Annotated in this window: 17 protein-coding genes; 7 read left to right on the top strand and 10 right to left on the bottom strand. The window is 72.5% G+C overall.

Annotation, left to right across the window (positions count from 1 at the left end):
• Together P1P75_RS30665 and sigE are read right to left on the bottom strand one after the other, a co-directional pair.
• Positions 1-933, bottom strand: a 933-nt coding sequence (locus P1P75_RS30665; protein WP_319261591.1) for a zf-HC2 domain-containing protein, incomplete at its 3' end; no start/stop codon positions are given.
• Positions 930-1712 carry an RNA polymerase sigma factor SigE gene (sigE, locus tag P1P75_RS30670; RefSeq protein WP_319261593.1) on the bottom strand — a complete coding sequence of 261 codons (783 nt, stop codon included), beginning with the start codon at positions 1710-1712 and terminating at the stop codon, positions 930-932. The genes P1P75_RS30665 and sigE, both read right to left, overlap by 4 nt.
• Positions 1713-1875: 163 nt before the next feature.
• Here sigE and P1P75_RS30675 point away from each other — a divergent pair, with 163 nt between their 5' ends.
• Positions 1876-2574, top strand: a complete 699-nt coding sequence (locus P1P75_RS30675) for an O-methyltransferase (RefSeq protein WP_319261617.1) — start codon at positions 1876-1878, stop codon at positions 2572-2574.
• A gap of 301 nt (positions 2575-2875) precedes the next feature.
• Here the strand turns inward: P1P75_RS30675 and P1P75_RS30680 are convergent, their stop codons facing one another.
• Positions 2876-3043, bottom strand: coding sequence for a DUF3117 domain-containing protein (locus P1P75_RS30680; RefSeq protein WP_003966491.1), 168 nt, complete (start codon positions 3041-3043; stop codon positions 2876-2878).
• Between the two features lie 375 nt (positions 3044-3418).
• Between P1P75_RS30680 and P1P75_RS30685 the strand changes: the two genes are divergently transcribed.
• Positions 3419-4210, top strand: coding sequence for an enoyl-CoA hydratase-related protein (locus P1P75_RS30685; RefSeq protein WP_319261595.1), 792 nt, complete (start codon positions 3419-3421; stop codon positions 4208-4210).
• A gap of 66 nt (positions 4211-4276) precedes the next feature.
• Here the strand turns inward: P1P75_RS30685 and P1P75_RS30690 are convergent, their stop codons facing one another.
• A complete protein-coding gene (locus tag P1P75_RS30690; RefSeq protein ID WP_319261597.1) occupies positions 4277-4864 on the bottom strand; it encodes a DNA-3-methyladenine glycosylase I in 588 nt (195 codons plus the stop codon).
• Positions 4861-5211, bottom strand: coding sequence for a DivIVA domain-containing protein (locus P1P75_RS30695; protein WP_319261619.1), 351 nt, complete (start codon positions 5209-5211; stop codon positions 4861-4863). The genes P1P75_RS30690 and P1P75_RS30695 overlap by 4 nt, the downstream gene beginning before the upstream one ends.
• A 131-nt stretch (positions 5212-5342) precedes the next feature.
• Between P1P75_RS30695 and folP the strand changes: the two genes are divergently transcribed.
• Positions 5343-6203, top strand: coding sequence for a dihydropteroate synthase (gene folP / locus P1P75_RS30700; RefSeq protein ID WP_319261599.1), 861 nt, complete (start codon positions 5343-5345; stop codon positions 6201-6203).
• Positions 6204-6291: 88 nt separating this feature from the next.
• Here folP and P1P75_RS30705 read toward each other — a convergent pair whose 3' ends face one another.
• Both P1P75_RS30705 and dapE read right to left on the bottom strand, forming a co-directional pair.
• Positions 6292-7050, bottom strand: a complete 759-nt coding sequence (locus P1P75_RS30705) for a TIGR00730 family Rossman fold protein (RefSeq protein WP_319261601.1) — start codon at positions 7048-7050, stop codon at positions 6292-6294.
• A gap of 112 nt (positions 7051-7162) precedes the next feature.
• The gene (gene dapE, locus P1P75_RS30710; RefSeq protein WP_319261604.1) at positions 7163-8242 is read right to left on the bottom strand and encodes a succinyl-diaminopimelate desuccinylase; all 1080 of its coding nucleotides are present in this window, start codon (positions 8240-8242) and stop codon (positions 7163-7165) included.
• Positions 8243-8336: 94 nt separating this feature from the next.
• Here dapE and P1P75_RS30715 point away from each other — a divergent pair, with 94 nt between their 5' ends.
• Together P1P75_RS30715 and P1P75_RS30720 are read left to right on the top strand one after the other, a co-directional pair.
• Positions 8337-9326, top strand: a complete 990-nt coding sequence (locus P1P75_RS30715; RefSeq protein ID WP_319261606.1) for a heavy metal transporter — start codon at positions 8337-8339, stop codon at positions 9324-9326.
• Positions 9327-9623: 297 nt separating this feature from the next.
• Positions 9624-10085, top strand: coding sequence for an ATP-binding protein (locus tag P1P75_RS30720; RefSeq protein WP_319261608.1), 462 nt, complete (start codon positions 9624-9626; stop codon positions 10083-10085).
• Between the two features lie 81 nt (positions 10086-10166).
• Here the strand turns inward: P1P75_RS30720 and P1P75_RS30725 are convergent, their stop codons facing one another.
• Both P1P75_RS30725 and fdxA read right to left on the bottom strand, forming a co-directional pair.
• Positions 10167-11288, bottom strand: a complete 1122-nt coding sequence (locus P1P75_RS30725) for a bifunctional succinyldiaminopimelate transaminase/glutamate-prephenate aminotransferase (RefSeq protein ID WP_319261611.1) — start codon at positions 11286-11288, stop codon at positions 10167-10169.
• Positions 11289-11539: 251 nt separating this feature from the next.
• On the bottom strand, positions 11540-11860 hold the full coding sequence (fdxA, locus tag P1P75_RS30730) for a ferredoxin (RefSeq protein ID WP_086766880.1): 321 nt from the start codon (positions 11858-11860) through the stop codon (positions 11540-11542).
• A 140-nt stretch (positions 11861-12000) separates the two neighbouring features.
• Between fdxA and P1P75_RS30735 the strand changes: the two genes are divergently transcribed.
• Both P1P75_RS30735 and P1P75_RS30740 read left to right on the top strand, forming a co-directional pair.
• On the top strand, positions 12001-13011 hold the full coding sequence (locus tag P1P75_RS30735; protein WP_319261622.1) for a GNAT family N-acetyltransferase: 1011 nt from the start codon (positions 12001-12003) through the stop codon (positions 13009-13011).
• The gene (locus P1P75_RS30740) at positions 13008-13841 is read left to right on the top strand and encodes a transglutaminase-like domain-containing protein (protein ID WP_319261612.1); all 834 of its coding nucleotides are present in this window, start codon (positions 13008-13010) and stop codon (positions 13839-13841) included. Before P1P75_RS30735 ends, P1P75_RS30740 begins: the two co-directional genes overlap by 4 nt.
• A 341-nt stretch (positions 13842-14182) precedes the next feature.
• Here the strand turns inward: P1P75_RS30740 and P1P75_RS30745 are convergent.
• On the bottom strand, positions 14183-16041 hold a 1859-nt coding region (locus P1P75_RS30745; RefSeq protein WP_319261615.1), incomplete at its 5' end, for a hypothetical protein.

The raw sequence follows: 16041 nt of genomic DNA on the forward strand, positions 1-16041 counted from the left end.
GGCGGAGGTGGCGTCGGGGACGGGTGCGGCGAGCAGGCCGGGGCCGGTGATCTCCGGGTCGGTCGTCCAGGAGGTCAGCGAGACCGGCGGGGTGGTGCCGAGCGGGCGTATCAGAGGGGACATGGCGGCCGCGCCGGCCATCACGGGTGTGGTGAGCCGGTGCATGGCCTGCTCGGGGTGGCCGGCCTGGGGGGCCGGCATGCCGGGCAGCAGGGGTGCGGAGACCTGGGTCGGGGCGACCGGGGTCTCGCCGAGCATCTGCCCGCCCTGCGCGATCAAGGGGCCGACGCCGCGGCGGCGCTGGCTCTCGGACGTCGTCGCGGCGCCACTGCCGGGCGTGCGTGCCGGTGTGACATTGCTGCCCGCACCGGAGCCGCCACGGGCCTCGGTGTCGGCCGGCACGCCGGTGTTCATGCCGCCCAGGGCGATCGCGGCCAGCGACACCGCGCCGGCGGCGGCGAAGGCGAACCGCAGCCCGCGCGAACGCTCGGCGTCGGACCGGCCGACGGGGTGGATCCGGAAGCCGCGCTCGCCGGAGGGCGCGAGCACGGAACCGTGGTCGCGCGCGGGGACATAGCCGAACTCGAACGGCTCGTCCCGCTTCGCTCCGAAGACTCCGGACGCTCCGGGGCGGGCCCCGAATCTGTCACCGAAGCCTCCCCCGAGCGGCGGCAGACCGCCGTCGTCCGGGTCACCTCCCCCGGGGAGCCCCTGGAGGCGCGCCAGGAAGCTTTCGGAGGGGGCGGGCGGGGCCACTTCCGCGAAGACGTTCTTCAGCCGGCGCTGTGCGTCGACCTCCGCTTTGCATTTGGAGCAGGTCGCCAGATGCGCCAGCACACGCTCACGGGTGTCATGACCCAGCTCGCCGTCCACGAGGGCGGAGAGCCGGTCGCCGAGGTGCTGCTCGGCCGGGGTGGGACGGGTTCCGGTCACGCGGGCGCGCCCCCTCCCCCCAGAGCGGGGACACGAGCCACGAAGGAGCGACGCTCGGAGCGCGCCTCGGGCGAGCGGTGGGCCAGTGCCTTGCGCAGCTGCGAACGGCCGCGGTGGATACGCGAGCGGACCGTGCCCAGCTTGACGCCGAGGGTCGCGGCGATCTCCTCGTACGACAGGCCTTCGATGTCGCACAGGACGACCGCGGCGCGGAACTCCGGCGCGAGGGTGTCGAGGGCCTGCTGGACGTCCGCGTCGAAGTGGGCGTCGTTGAAGACCTGCTGAGGACTGGGCTCCTTGCTGGCCAGCCGCTCGGCCGCGTCGTCGCCGAGCGAGTCGAAGCGGATGCGCTGCTTACGGCGGACCATGTCGAGGAAGAGGTTGGTGGTGATGCGGTGCAGCCAGCCCTCGAAGGTGCCCGGCGTGTAGGTGGACAGCGAGCGGAAGACGCGGACGAAGACCTCCTGGGTGAGGTCCTCGGCGTCGTGCTGGTTGCCGGTGAGGCGGTAGGCGAGCCGGTACACACGGCCGCTGTGCAGGCTGACGATCTCCTCCCAGGTGGGCGGAGTCCACGCCTGCCCGTCCGCGTCGGTGGAGAAGGTCGCGGTCTGGGAGGGGCCGGCGCCAGGGCCGGCGGCGTGGCTGTGGTCAGCGGTGTCGTTCACGGATTTCGGCCTGCCTGCCGAACCGAGAAAGCGCCGCAGCGCTCCTCCCCGATCCACAGGTGCAGCCGCACCTCCCCTGTCGGCTCTGGTGGTGTCCAGCGGAGCCCCTACCATAGCCACCTCGCCCGTTAGCTCCGGATAAGCGGTTTTACGAGAATTTGATCTGGGCTGATACGGCTCATACGGCTGCGTCAGCACTTGCTGGGCATCCCGTCCGTCGCCGTGATCCAACCGTGTCCCCCCGTAGTCCGTCACACCCCTTCAAACGCGCGGTCCCATCTGCGGGTTCCCGGCACCAACGGATACAGTCACGCCCAGGCAACCACGGGGACAGGAGAGGGTCATTACCGGCAACCGGCAGACGAGCTGGGCGTTCGCCGACGCCTATGTCGCCGAGGACGAAGCACTGCGCTGGGCCCGTGACCGGGCCCGCGACGCGGGGCTGCGCTCGGTGTCGCCCAGCACGGGCGCCGCGCTGCGGTTGCTCGCCGCCACCGTGGACGCGAAGTCGGTCGCGGAGATCGGTACCGGTACCGGCGTCTCGGGGATCCACCTGCTGCACGGGATGCGCCCGGACGGCGTCCTGACGACCGTCGACCCCGAGCCGGAGCACCAGCAGTTCGCCCGGCAGGCCTTCCGGGCCTGCGGGTTCGCCAGCAACCGGGCGCGGTTCATCCCCGGCCGCGCGCTGGACGTGCTGCCGAGGCTCGCGGACGCCGGATACGACCTCGTCTTCTGCGACGGTGACCGGCTCGAGGTCATGGACTACCTCGCTGAATCGTTGCGCCTGCTGCGGCAGGGGGGTCTGGTCGTCTTCGAGGGCGTCTTCGCGAACGGCCGCACGATCGACTCCGGCCCGCAGCCCACCGAGGTCATAAGGATCCGCGAACTGCTGCGCGCGGTGCGCGAGAGCCAGGAGCTGGTGCCGTCGCTGCTGCCGGTGGGCGACGGCCTGCTCTGCGCGGTCAAGCGATAACGGCGCGAGCGAGAGCGACACCGGCCACAGCGGCCCGCGCCACAGCCCGAGCAGCAGTCCGACCCGCAGGCCGACCCGCAATCCGACCCGCAGGCCGGCTTGCAGTGCGCCCCGAAGTCCCTCCCCGCCGATACCGCCGCAGTCGCGGCCGCCCCGTATCGCCGCCCGCCCGTATCGCTGCCCGCCCGGTACGCCGTTCGGGCTACGCACCCCTCGACAACCGCCGGACATCCGCCGAAAAAAGTCTCCCCGGCACCCTTGGAGGGTGCCGGGGAGACGAAGGGGTATGGTCGCTTGCGCGTCAGCCGACGACCTTCTTGAGGGCGTCGCCGAGCGCGTCGGCCTCATCCGGGGTCAGCTCGACGACAAGCCGACCGCCGCCTTCGAGCGGAACGCGCATGACGATGCCCCGCCCCTCCTTGGTCACCTCGAGCGGGCCATCGCCCGTCCGCGGCTTCATGGCCGCCATGCTCGTTCCCCTTCCTGAAACCAGCTCATCGTCAAAGCCGACGGCCCGTGAAGGGCAAGGCGCGGCCCAGCATGGGACCCACGACACCGGCATCGAACACATTGCTTCCCAGCCATTATCCCGCATCGCAGGACCCGATGACCAACATCGGTCGGCATCGCTTGGGCAACGCGCGCGAGCAAAACCACTCAATTCGGCGATGTGACTGCGATACTGCGCGCCCGCAAGGACTTCCGCGCACCGGAAATCGTCCCGATTTCTTTGACGCAGGTCACACGCCCCGCGCGCTCGGCGTCCATCATGCTGTCCTTCGGACACCTGCGTACACCTGCGTACTGGTCAGTACGTCAGCCGCGACACCGGAGGGGACATCCCATGGCCGACACCGTGCTCTACGAGGTGAGCGACGGGCTCGCGACGATCACCCTGAACCGCCCGGAGGCGATGAACGCGCTGAACATCGCGACCAAGGTCGCCCTGCGGGAGGCGGTGGAGTCCGCTGCGGCCGACGACGCCGTACGGGCCGTACTGCTGACCGCCGCCGGTGAGCGGGCCTTCTGTGTGGGCCAGGACCTCAAGGAGCACATCGGGCTGCTGGCCGAGGGCTCGGGCAAGGTCATGAGCACGGTCAAGGAGCACTACAACCCGGTCGTTCGGGCGCTGACGGAGGCGCCGAAGCCGGTGGTCGCCGCCGTGAACGGGGTCGCCGCGGGCGCCGGCTTCGGCTTCGCGCTGGCCGCCGACTACCGGGTCGTGGCCGACACGGCGTCCTTCAACACCTCGTTCGCGGGGGTCGCGCTCACCGCCGACTCCGGTGTCTCCTGGACCCTGCCCCGGGTGATCGGTCCCGGACGCGCCGCCGATCTGCTGCTGTTCCCGCGCAATCTCAAGGCGCAGGAGGCGTACGAGCTGGGGATCGCCAACCGGGTCGTGCCCGCACAGTCGCTGCGCGCCGAGGCCGAGAAGGTGGCGCGGGCGCTGGCCGACGGGCCGACGGTGGCGTACGCCGCGCTCAAGGAAGCCGTGGCGTACGGGCTCTCGCACTCGCTCTCCGAGACGTTGGACAAGGAGGACGAGCTGCAGACGCGGGCGGGGGCGTCGCAGGACCACAGGATCGCCGTGCAGGCGTTCGTGAACAAGGAGAAGCCCAAGTACCTGGGCCGCTGAGTCCGGCGATGCGAGTGGTGTCGGGGGCTGTGGGCCGTCCCGGCCGAGGCACGGCCCCCGCGCCCGTTACGCCGCGCCGCGGGACACGCAGGTCGCCAGGTGGTCGTCGACCAGGCCGCACGCCTGCATGAGCGCGTAGGCCGTCGTCGGCCCCACGAACCGCAGGCCGCGCTTCTTCAGTGCCTTCGACAGGGCCGTCGACTCGTCCGTGACCGCCGGGACGTCCGCGAGGGTCTTGGGGACCGCGCGGGTCGCCGCGTCCGGCGCGTGGGACCAGATCAGTTCGTCGAGTTCGCCCGGCGACCAGCCGGCCAGCACGCGGGCGTTGGCGATCGTGGCGTCGATCTTGGCGCGGTTGCGGATGATGCCGGGGTCGGCGAGGAGGCGGGTACGGTCCTCGTCGGTGAAGGCGGCGACCGCGTCGATCCTGAAGTCGGCGAAGGCTGCTCGGAAGCCGGCGCGGCGACGCAGGATCGTGATCCAGGACAGGCCGGACTGGAAGGCCTCCAGGCTGAGGCGCTCGAAGAGGGCCTCGTCGCCGTGGACCGGGCGCCCCCACTCCTCGTCGTGGTAGGTCACGTAGTCCGCCGTGGACAGGGCCCAGGGGCAGCGCAGCGCACCGTCCGGGCCCGCGAGGGCGGTGCCGTCACTCACTGCTGGTCCTGCGGTCCGGGCTTGTCCAAGCAGACGTGCGGCTCGGGCGTCCGGGCGACGGCGAGCGCGGACTCCAGTTCGCCGATACGGGCGTCCCGTTCGGCGAGTTCGGCGGCGAGACGGTTGAGGGCGTCGTCGACGTCGGACATGCGGTAGCCGCGGGCGGCGAGCGGGAAGCGGAGGCGGTCGACGTCGGCCCGGTCGAGGGGGCGGTCCGGGGGCAGCGGGTCGTGCAGCCGCTCGGGCGCGACCTCAGGCAGCGGACCGGTGCCCTCGCCGCCGCCCACCACGGCGAGTGTCACCGCGGCCACCACGACGGCGAGGGCGATGACCAGGAAGAAGAACATAACCATCGGTGGGTCCCCACGCTCGCAGTGCTCGTTGTCAGATGTGTCAGGCTCCGATCGTGCCATGGGGGTGTGACAGTTAGGGTCGCAGGCGGCGGATGTCAGGGACGTACGAGGAGAGGTCACAGGGGATGCTCAGGCTGGGCAGGCGGGAATTCGGCACCCACGAGCCGGTGATCATGGCGATCGTGAACCGGACTCCCGACTCCTTCTACGACCAGGGCGCGACCTTCCGTGACGAGCCGGCCCTCGCGCGCGTGGAGCGGGCGGTGGCCGAGGGCGCGGCGATCATCGACATCGGCGGCGTCAAGGCCGGGCCGGGCGAAGAGGTCACAGCGGAGGAGGAGGCGCGGCGCACGGTCGGTTTCGTGGCCGAGGTGCGGCGGCGCTTCCCGGAGGTCGTGATCAGTGTGGACACCTGGCGGGCCGAGGTCGGCGAGGCGGTCTGCGAGGCGGGCGCGGATCTGCTGAACGACGCCTGGGGCGGCGTCGATCCGCGGCTGGCCGAGGTCGCGGCGCGATACGGGGTCGGGCTGGTCTGCACGCACGCGGGCGGCACGGAGCCGCGGACCCGGCCGCACCGGGTGACGTACGACGACGTCATGGCCGACATTCTGAGCGTGACCGTGGGGCTGGCGGAGCGGGCGGCGGGGCTGGGGGTGCCGCGGGAGTCGATCCTCATCGATCCCGGGCACGACTTCGGGAAGAACACCCGGCACAGCCTGGAGGCGACGCGACGGCTGGGGGAGATGGTGGAGACGGGGTGGCCGGTGCTGGTGTCGCTCTCCAACAAGGACTTCGTCGGGGAGACGCTGGACCGGCCCGTCAAGGAGCGGGTGGTGGGGACGCTGGCCACGACCGCTGTGTCGGCGTGGCTGGGGGCGCGGGTGTACCGGGTGCACGAGGTCGCCGAGACGGCGCAGGTGCTGGACATGGTGGCGTCCATCGCCGGGCACCGGGAGCCGGCGGTGGCTCGGCGGGGGCTGGCGTAGATCCCGCTCGCCCCCGCCGTCCCTTCCCGTCCCGGACCTGGCTGCCGAAACGGCCGGTCTCTAGCGGCCGGTCTCTAGCGGCCGGTCTCTAGCGGCCGGTCTCCTTCGAGACCAAGGCCACCGCTTCCTCCACGTCGTCCGTGACGTGGAAGAGGAGGAGGTCCTTCTCCGAGGCCTTGCCCTGGGCGATCAGGGTGTTCCTCAGCCAGTCGATCAGGCCGCCCCAGTACTCCGTGCCGAAGAGCACGATCGGGAAGCGGGTGACCTTCTGGGTCTGGACGAGGGTGAGGGCCTCGAAGAGTTCGTCCAGGGTGCCGAGGCCGCCGGGCAGGACGACGAACCCCTGCGCGTACTTCACGAACATCATCTTGCGGACGAAGAAGTACCGGAAGTTCAGGCCGATGTCGACGTAGGGGTTCAGCCCCTGCTCGAAGGGCAGTTCGATGCCGAGGCCCACCGAGACGCCGCCCGCCTCGCAGGCGCCCTTGTTGGCCGCCTCCATGGCACCGGGGCCACCGCCCGTGATCACGGCCCAGCCGGCCTGGACCAGCGCGCGTCCGAGCCGTACGCCCGCCTCGTACTCCGGGGAGTCGACCGGCGTGCGGGCGGAGCCGAAGACGCTGATGGCGGCCGGGAGTTCGGCCAGGGTGCCGAAGCCTTCGATGAACTCGGACTGGATGCGCAGGACGCGCCAGGGGTCGGTGTGGACCCAGTCGGAAGGGGCACGCTCGTCCAGCAGCCGCTGGTCCGTGGTGCTCGCCTGTACCTGATCCCGCCTCCGGAGGACGGGTCCCAGGCGCTGTTCCTCCGGTGGCCGCCGCTTGCCCTCCGGGTTGCCTGTAGCCATGTGAACTCCCTCCGCTTGCAGTCGTTCCACCTCAGCGTAGATCTACGCGGGTTACGGGCGGGGGACGTCGGCGTGTCCGCCGTGGGTGCCCCTGGGCACGGATGCCCCGCGATCACGCGGTCAGCCAGGCCCGCAGCCGCTCCTCCCCCGCCAGGATCTTCGCGGTCTCCACCCGCTCGTCCCGCTTGTGCGCCAAGTGCGGGTTGCCGGGGCCGTAGTTGACGGCGGGCACGCCGAGCGCCGAGAAGCGGGACACGTCGGTCCAGCCGTACTTGGGCTGCGGGGTGCCGCCCACGGCCTCGATGAAGGCCGCCGCGGCGGGGTGCGAGAGTCCGGGCAGGGCCGCCCCGCTGTGGTCGTCGATGACGAACTCCTCGACCCCGCAGCCGGCGAACACCTCACGGACGTGGGCGATGGCTTCCTCGGGCGTACGGTCGGGCGCGTAGCGGAAGTTGACGGTCACGACGCACTCGTCGGGGATGACGTTGCCGGCCACTCCCCCGGTGATGCCGACCGCGTTGAGGCCCTCGCGGTACTCCAGGCCGTCGATCACCGGGTAGCGCGGCTCGTAGGCGGCGAGGCGGGCCAGGATCGGGGCGGCCGTGTGGATGGCGTTGGAGCCCATCCAGCTGCGCGCCGAGTGGGCCCGCTCGCCCCGGGTCTTCAGCAGCACCCGCAGGGTGCCCTGGCAGCCGCCCTCGACCTGGCCGTCGGAGGGCTCCAGGAGGACCGCGAAGTCGCCTTCCAGCCACTGCGGGTGGGTCTCGGCGACGTGCTTGAGGCCGTTGAGGTCGGCGGCGACCTCTTCGTTGTCGTAGAAGACGAAGGTCAGGTCCCGGTTGGGGGCGGGGACCGTGGCGGCGATGCGGAGCTGGACGGCGACGCCCGCCTTCATGTCGCAGGTGCCGCAGCCCCACAGGACGCCGTCCGCGTCCAGCCGGGACGGGACGTTGCCGGCGATCGGGACGGTGTCGATGTGGCCGGCGAGGACCACCCGCTCGGGCCGGCCCAGGCGGGTGCGGGCGATCACGTTGTTGCCGTGCCGGTCCACCGTGAGGTGCGGCAGCGTGCGCAGGGCCGTCTCGATGGCGTCCGCGAGCGGCTTCTCCGTGCCGCTCTCGGAGGGGAAGTCGACGAGCTGCGCGGTGAGCAGAGCGGCGTCCAGCGTGAGGTCAAGCGGGGTCTCGGCCATGCCGTCGACCCTAACGCGCCGACCGCTCGTCCCGCCCGGACCCACCTTCCGCACGGGCCTCCCTCGTTTCCGTACTCTCCAGTACCTTGTACCCGTGCCAGAGCCGTCACCCACTCCCAAGCGCCGCGGCCGCCTCCTGAGATGCGGGGCGGCCTGCGTGGTCCTGTCCGCCGTCGCGGGCTATGTCGTGGTCCAGTACGTCACCGGAGGCGCCGGGGACCGGGGGTGCAGAGTCGTTTCCGCCGACGGGAGCTCGCCGGCGTACGAGTTCACGCCGGAGCAGGCGGTGAACGCAGCCACCATCGCGGCCGTCGGCACCAACCGGAACATGCCCGAGCGGGCCGTGACCATCGCGCTGGCGACCGCGCTCCAGGAGTCTGCGCTGCGCAACCTCGACCACGGCGACCGGGATTCGCTCGGCCTCTTCCAGCAGCGGCCCTCGCAGGGCTGGGGCAGCGCGCAGGAGGTCACCGACCCGGCGTACGCGGCGAACATCTTCTACGAGCACCTCGCCAAGGTGCGCGACTACACCGAACTGCCGCTCACCGTCGCCGCGCAGCGGGTGCAGCGCAGCGGGTACCCGGACGCGTACGCCAAGCACGAGCCGGGCGCGACGCTGCTGGCCGCCGCGCTCACCGGGACCTCCGCGGCCTCGCTGACCTGCGAGGGCCGCCCGGACGCCACGACCCGCGCCGCGACGGCCACCGGCCCGGACGCGGTCCGCGCCGCTCTCGTACGGGATTTCGGGCGCGACGCGCTCCAGCAGGCGGGTGCCGAGGTCGGTGACGAGGATGCCTCCGCCGCGGACCCGCCGGTCACCGAGGCCGATGGCCGGACCGTGACGCTGCCCGTGGCCGAGGACACGACCGCGGACGGACGCGACGCCGCCGAACGCGGCTGGCAGCTCGCGCACTGGGCGGTGGCCAACGCCTCCGCGCTGCGCATCCAGCGCGTCACCTACGCCGGCCGGGAGTGGGTCGCCGGCACCACCGGCAGCACATGGCGGGCCACCGGCACAGCCGGCGCCGAGGCCACGGGCGCGGGCGGTGGCTCCGGGAGCGTACGGATCGTCACCGCGCAGTAGTACGGGTATTCACTCCGACGGGTAATGGGTGGGGCACCGGACGGCGGTGCGCTCAGGTTTTCGTGCCGTCACCGTCCAGGTGGGCGAATGCCTTGGGAACACAGGGCTCCACGGGTTTTGCCGACTTTCACATCGGGCGGTTTTCGCCCGTTTTTATCCAGAGCTGATTATGCGACGCATTACCAACTCTTTACGTCGGCCGTCCGCAACCTTCGCGGGGTTCAAGCGGTAGTCAGTGCGTCCGGGCCCGGACAGACCTCATAGACAGTTCTTTTTCTCCCCCGTCGAAGGAGCATCATGTCCCTCCCCCTGACCCGCAGGATCGCCCGTGTCGCACTGCTTGTCGCCGCGGGAGCTGCTGCCGGTGTCGGTGCGGCCGGCTCCGCCAGCGCCGCCCCCGACCTGCCCGCCACCCCGAACCTGGGCGGACTGACCGCCCTGGACGGGGCGAGCGTCGGCAACACGGTCGACAGCGCGGCGCAGAACGTCACCGGGACCGCGGGCAAGACCGGCGGCAAGACGGTCGAGCAGGCCCTGCCGACCGCGGGAAAGACCGGCGGCAAGGCAGTGAAGAAGGTGACGCCGGCCGCGCAGAAGGCCGCCGGTGAGGCGACCGGCACCGCGGCGGGCTCCGCCGGCGATCTCCTCGGGGACACCGCGTCCACGGCGACCAAGGGCGGGCTGCCCACGGAGTCCCTGACGCAGGGTGGGCTGCCGGATGCGGGGACGCTGCCGGTGAACGGCCTTCCGCTCGGCTGAGTACCGCGCTTCAGCGGCGACGGGGTCCAGGGTGTTCCCCTGGACCCCGTCCTCGTTCAGCGCCCCTACGCCTCCACGCCCCTATGCCTTCAGGCGTTCCACGGCAGCCCGCACCCGCTCGTCCGTCGCCGTCAGGGCCACGCGTACGTGCTCGGCGCCCGCCGGTCCGTAGAAGTCGCCGGGGGCCACCAGGATGCCGCGGGCCGCCAGGTGGGCCACGGTGTCCCAGCAGGACTCGCCTCTGGTGACCCAGAGGTAGAGGCTGGCCTCGCTGTGGTCGACGCGGAAGCCGTGGGCGAGGAGCGCCTCGCGCAGGAGGGTGCGGCGGGCGGCGTAGCGTTCGCGCTGCTCGTGGACGTGGGTGTCGTCGGAGAGGGCCGCCACGACCGCCGCCTGGGTCGGCGCCGAGGTCATCATGCCGCCGTGCTTGCGGATCTCCAGGAGCGGGCCGAGGACCGCCGGATCACCGGCCAGGAAGGCGGCGCGGTAGCCGGCCAGGTTCGAGCGCTTCGACAGGGAGTGGACCGAGACGATCCCCTCGTACGAGCCGCCGTTGACGTCCGGGTGGAGGACGGAGACGGGGTCGGCCTCCCAGCCCAGTTCGACGTAGCACTCGTCGGAGAAGAGCAGGACGCCGTGCTCACGGGCCCAGGCCACGATGCGCGTCAGGTCGGCCTGGGAGAGGACCTTGCCGGTCGGGTTGGACGGGGTGTTGAGCCAGAGCAGCTTGAGGTCCGTCGGGTCCAGCTCGCTCCCCGCGGGGTCAGCCGCGAATGTCTCAGTGTCGTAGGCCACGTACTCGGCGCGGGCCAGCCGGGCGCCGACCTCGTACGTCGGGTAGGCCAGGCGCGGGAAGGCCACCTTGTCCCCGGGGCCGAGGCCCAGCTGGGTGGGGAGCCAGGCGACCAGTTCCTTGGAGCCGACGATCGGCAGGACGTGCCGGTGGGTGACGCCACGGGCACCCAGGCGCCGCTCCAGCCAGCCGGTGATCGCGTCGCGCAGTGCCGGGGTTCCCCAGACCGTGGGGTAGCCCGGGGAGTCCGCCGCGTCGATCAGCGCCTTCTGGATCAGCTCGGGGACCGGGTCGACCGGGGTGCCGACGGAGAGGTCGACGATCCCGCCGGGGTGCGCCGCGGCCGTCTTCTTGTACGGCTCCAGCTTGTCCCAGGGGAAGGTGGGAAGACGGTCTGAGACTGCGGACACGGTTCTTGGCTCACTCTCTGACGGACACGGCCATGAGACGGACACGGCCCGGACGGACACGACCGGGACGCATACGGCCCGGACACATACGGCCCGGACAGGCGCGGACACGGCCACGGACGCATACGCCACTGACGCGCATACGGCCGGCGGCCTGGCGGATACGGCAATGCCTCGGCCCCGTACGGCGATCTTGGGCGATCAGGCCGTACGGGACCGAGGCGGCGCGTCGATGCGGGCCGCTCGGCTGGTTACCCGGCCTGCGGCGGCAGCGCGGCGACGAAGGGGTGGTCGCGCTCGATCAGACCCAGCTTGCTGGCACCGCCGGGCGAGCCCAGCTCGTCGAAGAACTCGACGTTCGCCTTGTAGTAGTCCTTCCACTCCTCCGGAGTGTCGTCCTCGTAGAAGATCGCCTCGACCGGGCATACCGGCTCACAGGCACCACAGTCGACGCATTCGTCCGGGTGGATGTACAAGGACCGCTGGCCCTCGTAGATGCAGTCGACCGGGCACTCTTCGATGCATGCCTTGTCCTTGACGTCGACACAAGGCTGCGCGATGACGTAGGTCACGCTGTCGTTCCTCCTCGATAGGGCGCCGGCGGGCCTCCTCAGGCTCCGCCGCCTGGCGCGCGGGAGCGCGGCGTCGTCGATGCCCGCCCCTAGTATCTCCGTTCTTGGCAACGATCCGAACAGGAGGGGTGAACCGACCTGTGGAAATCTCGGCCGCCGGACGTCTCGAGGTTCGCATCACCGCCGCTGACGTGGGCAAACGTGTCTCCGTGCGGCGCTTGAACGAACCTGGGGTCACCGAGGGGAAATTCACCGACACGGTGGGTGTTCTCACATCATGGGACAACGGTGTGCTGCTGATCACACGGAAGAGTGGCGAGAGCGTCCGCATCGCGGAATCCTCCCTGGTCGCCGGGAAGGTCGTCCCGGCCGCTCCGGCCCGCCGCCGGGGCCCGGCCGCCTCCTACGAGGAACTCGCCCGCGTCTGCGCGCGCGCCTGGCGTCCTGTGGAGAGCGAGCGGCTCGGCGAGTGGGAACTGCGGGCCGCCTCAGGCTTCACCCGCCGTGCCAACTCCGTGCTCCCGCTGGGCGACCCCGGCCTGCCCCTCGACGGGGCCCTGGACGTCGTACGGCGCTGGTACGGCGACCGGGGCCTGCCGGCGTACGTGCAGACCGCCACCGGGGCCGCGGGGACCCAGGAGCTGCTGTGCGCGGAGTTGGAGCGGCGCGGGTGGGTGCGGGAGGTGACCGCCGAGCTGTGGACCGGGGCGCCGGCGGCGGTCGCCGACCTCGCGGAGGCGGGGGCCGGGGGCGTGGTGCTGGCCCGGGAGGCCGACGAGGGGTGGCTGTCCCGGTACCAGCGCAAGGGCATCGGGGAAGTCGCGCTGAAGGTGCTGGGCTCCGGACCGTCGGTGTGGTTCGCGTCCGTGCCCGGTGAGGGTGCGGCGCCTGCCGCCATCGGGCGGTGTGTCGTGGACGGACGGTGGGCCGGGTTCGCGGCGGTCGAGGTGGATCCGCAGCAGCGGCGGCGGGGCCTGGCCACGGTCGTGATGGCAGCGCTGGCGCGCCGGGCGCTGGAGGAGGGCGCGTCGGCTGCCTGGCTCCAGGTCGAGGCGGACAACGCGGGGGCGCGGGCGCTGTACACCGGGATGGGGTTCGGGGCGCACCACGCCTACCACCACTACCGGGAGCCGGAGGCGAGCACCACGTGACGGGATTCGAGCCCTCGGAGCTGCGGCGGCGGTTCGCCGAGGAGGCGCGGTCCGAGCGGCCCGACCTCTCGCTGCTGTGTCTGCTGGTGGGCGCGGCGGCGGACCGGACGCTGGACGAGGCAGGGCTGGACACCGCGCAGGTCGGACTGGACTCGCTGGCGGGTCAGGTGCCGTTCCGGCCGGACGGGCCGCGCGCGTGGGCACTCGCGCTGCGCGAGCTGCTCGGTGAGCGGCTCGGGTTCGGCGGTTCCCCGGCGGACTACGAGCGGCTGGAGTCGTCCCTGCTGCACCACGTGCTGGAACGGCGGCGGGGGCTGCCCATCCTGCTGTCCGTGGTGTGGATCGAGGTCGCGCGGCGGGCCGGGGCCCCGGTGTACGGCGTCGCCCTGCCGGGGCACTTCGTGGTCGGTTTCGGCCCCCCGGAGGAACAGGTGCTCGTCGACCCCTTCGACGGAGGCCGGGTGCTGACCGGGCACGACGCCGAGCTGCTGGTGACGGGGGCGACGGGGGCCCCGCTGGAACCCTCGATGCTGGTCCCGGCGGAGACCCTGGACGTCGTACGGCGCATCCTGAACAACATCCGGGCGTGGGCGGCGGCCCGGCCCGAGCGCTCCGATGTCGCCCTGTGGGCCGTGGAGCTGGCACTGCTGCTGCCGTCCCATCCGGCTCGCCTGCGCTACGAAAGGGGTCAACTGCTGGCACAGCGCGGGCAGTTCGTGGAGGGGGCGGAGGAGATGGAGGAGTACGCGGGGCTGGTGGAGGTGGTGGACGCCACGCTGGCGGAACGGGTCCGGCAGGAGGCGCGGGCGGCACGGGCCCTGCTGAACTGATGCCCGCCCCAGCGGGTTCACAGCGACAGGGGTTGCGGCCGGCGATGTCCGGCTCGGGTGCGACGGCGACACGCGGAGCCCGGCCCGGGGCATCACGGCGGCACTCGGAGCCCGGCCCGGGTCACGGCCGCCCGCGGAGTCCGGCCCGGGGCGTCACGCGGCACGCGGAGCCCGGCCCCCGGTCACAGCCGCCCGCGGAGCCCGGCCCGGGGCCTCGCGGCCGCCCGCGGAACCCGGCGCACGCGAGCGGCCGCACGCGGAGTCCGGCGCACGCGAAGGGCACCCGGCGTGGATGCCGGGTGCCCTTGGGGCCTGGAGTCGGCCTGGAGTGCCTGTCCGCGTCAGCTCGGGTCGGTGTCGATGATCCCGAGCCGGTCCGTCCTGCTCGTCAGCGCCGGGCGCAGGGCGCTGATCACGTCCTGGACGGTGACGGGCGTCTTCTGGCCGTTGCCGCGGGTGATCAGCACACCGTCGAAGGCGCCGCCGTACAGCTCCTTCAGCGCGGCCTCGTCGTAGCTCTCGACGAGCTTGCCGTCGATGGCCTTGACGCCCAGGAACTTCCACAGGGAGTTCTTGGGGCTCATCGGGACGGAGTGCGCGGCGTCGGTCTGGACGGTGACCTTGCCGGACATCGCCGGTTCGGCGAACTCCTTCATCATCCGGTCGACCTCGGCGTCGGACACCGTCGGCTGCTTGGCCTTCGTCGGCACCTTCACCGGGGTGGGCGTGCCCGTCTCGACCTGGCCGCGGTAGGCCTCCACGACGGCCGCCTGGGCGTTGGCCGCGTCGATGCCCTTGCCCGCCTTGCCGTAGACGGCGACGGCCTTGCCGGACTCGAACTTGATCGTGCCGTCGGTGGCCGAGCCGGTGCCGCCCGCGGCGGTCTCCAGGGCCGCCTGGAGCTTCTCCTCGTCGACCGGCATCGCGGGCTCGATCTCACGGTGTTCGCCGAACAGCGAGCCGATCACCGAGACGGGGTTGTAGTCGCTCTTGGCGGCCGCGTCGACGGTGGCCTGCATGTCGAACTGGAGGCCCGCCTGGTCCGGCTTGAGGGTGACGGTGCCGCCGTCCACGGACAGCTTCAGCGGCTGGTTCACCCGGCTGTCGAAGGCGTCGTCGAGCTTCTTGACGGCATCGTCGCGGGTGCCGCCGCCGATGTCGACGCCGAGCACGGTGGTGCCCTTGGGCACGTCGGAGTGGTTCATCAGCAGCCCGGCCCCGTAGGCGCCGGCCGCGGCGACCACCACCAGGCTTCCGAGGAGGACCAGTTTGCTGCGGCCCTTCTTCTTTTTCTTCTTCGAGCCGGCTGCGGGGGTGTTCTGCGCGACCGGCTCGGGCGCCCTCGGCGGAGTGTGCGGCAGCGGCCCGTCGGGGTGTCCTCCGGGCGCGAACGGCCCGCCCTGGCCGGGTCCCTGACCGGTTGCGGGGACGACCGGGATGCCGCTGGTGACGGTGTGCCCGGAGACGTTGTCGTGGCGGCCGTAGCCGCCGGGGCCGGGCTCGGGGGCCGGCGGCTGCGGGGTGAGGATCGCGGTGTCGTCGCTGAGGCCGCCGCCGGGGTGGTGGAGGGGGCCGGCGTTCATCGGCGGCACCATCGGACCGTCACCGGTGACCGGGCCGCCGGTGGGACCGGCGGGGCCCTGCGGACCGCCCCGGCTGCCACGGCCGGCGGGGCCTTCCGGCCCGTTGAAGTCGTGCGGGCCGCCGGGGGCGCCGGGGCCTGCGCCCTGGCCGTTCGGCCCGGGGTAGCCGTTCTGGCCGTTCCCGCTGCCGTCGAAGTACGGCAGGTCGTCGCGGCGCGGCTCGGAGCCGCCACCCTGCATCGGGCCGCCTTGCATCGGGCCGCTCTGCATCGGCCTCTGCACCGGGCTGCCCTGCGCCGGACCGCCGCCCTGCGTGGGGCCTGCGGTCTGCGCCTGACCGCCGCCCTGCGGCGGGCGGGTGCCGTTGCCGTGGGGGCCCGCGGCGAGCGCCTCGGTCACGTCGAAGGAGCCGGTGCCGCCGCCGTGTCCGGGAGCCACGGGGCCGCCGGTGGCGCCGGACATGCCGGCGCCGTTGGTGCCCCCGGGGCGCGGGGCGCCGGGGGCGCTCATGGAGCCGACCACACCGCCGGGCCGCCCGGCACCCGGACGCGCGCCGCCGGGCGCCCCGGAGTTGGCGCCGCTCGCGGACGGGGCGGAGGGGGCGGACGGGGCACCGG

Origin of the sequence: Streptomyces sp. ID05-39B (assembly GCF_033794725.1) — a bacterium.
Classification (GTDB): Bacteria; Actinomycetota; Actinomycetes; order Streptomycetales; family Streptomycetaceae; genus Streptomyces; species Streptomyces bobili.

Coding starts and splice junctions, on each gene's coding strand:
- P1P75_RS30695 (WP_319261619.1), bottom strand. CDS start 5,211: ATGTTCTTCTTCCTGGTCATCGCCCTCGCCGTCGTGGTGGCCGCGGTG.
- P1P75_RS30705 (WP_319261601.1), bottom strand. CDS start 7,050: ATGGCTACAGGCAACCCGGAGGGCAAGCGGCGGCCACCGGAGGAACAG.
- dapE (WP_319261604.1), bottom strand. CDS start 8,242: ATGGCCGAGACCCCGCTTGACCTCACGCTGGACGCCGCTCTGCTCACC.
- sigE (WP_319261593.1), bottom strand. CDS start 1,712: ATGGTAGGGGCTCCGCTGGACACCACCAGAGCCGACAGGGGAGGTGCG.
- P1P75_RS30685 (WP_319261595.1), top strand. CDS start 3,419: ATGGCCGACACCGTGCTCTACGAGGTGAGCGACGGGCTCGCGACGATC.
- folP (WP_319261599.1), top strand. CDS start 5,343: ATGCTCAGGCTGGGCAGGCGGGAATTCGGCACCCACGAGCCGGTGATC.
- P1P75_RS30720 (WP_319261608.1), top strand. CDS start 9,624: ATGTCCCTCCCCCTGACCCGCAGGATCGCCCGTGTCGCACTGCTTGTC.
- P1P75_RS30680 (WP_003966491.1), bottom strand. CDS start 3,043: ATGGCGGCCATGAAGCCGCGGACGGGCGATGGCCCGCTCGAGGTGACC.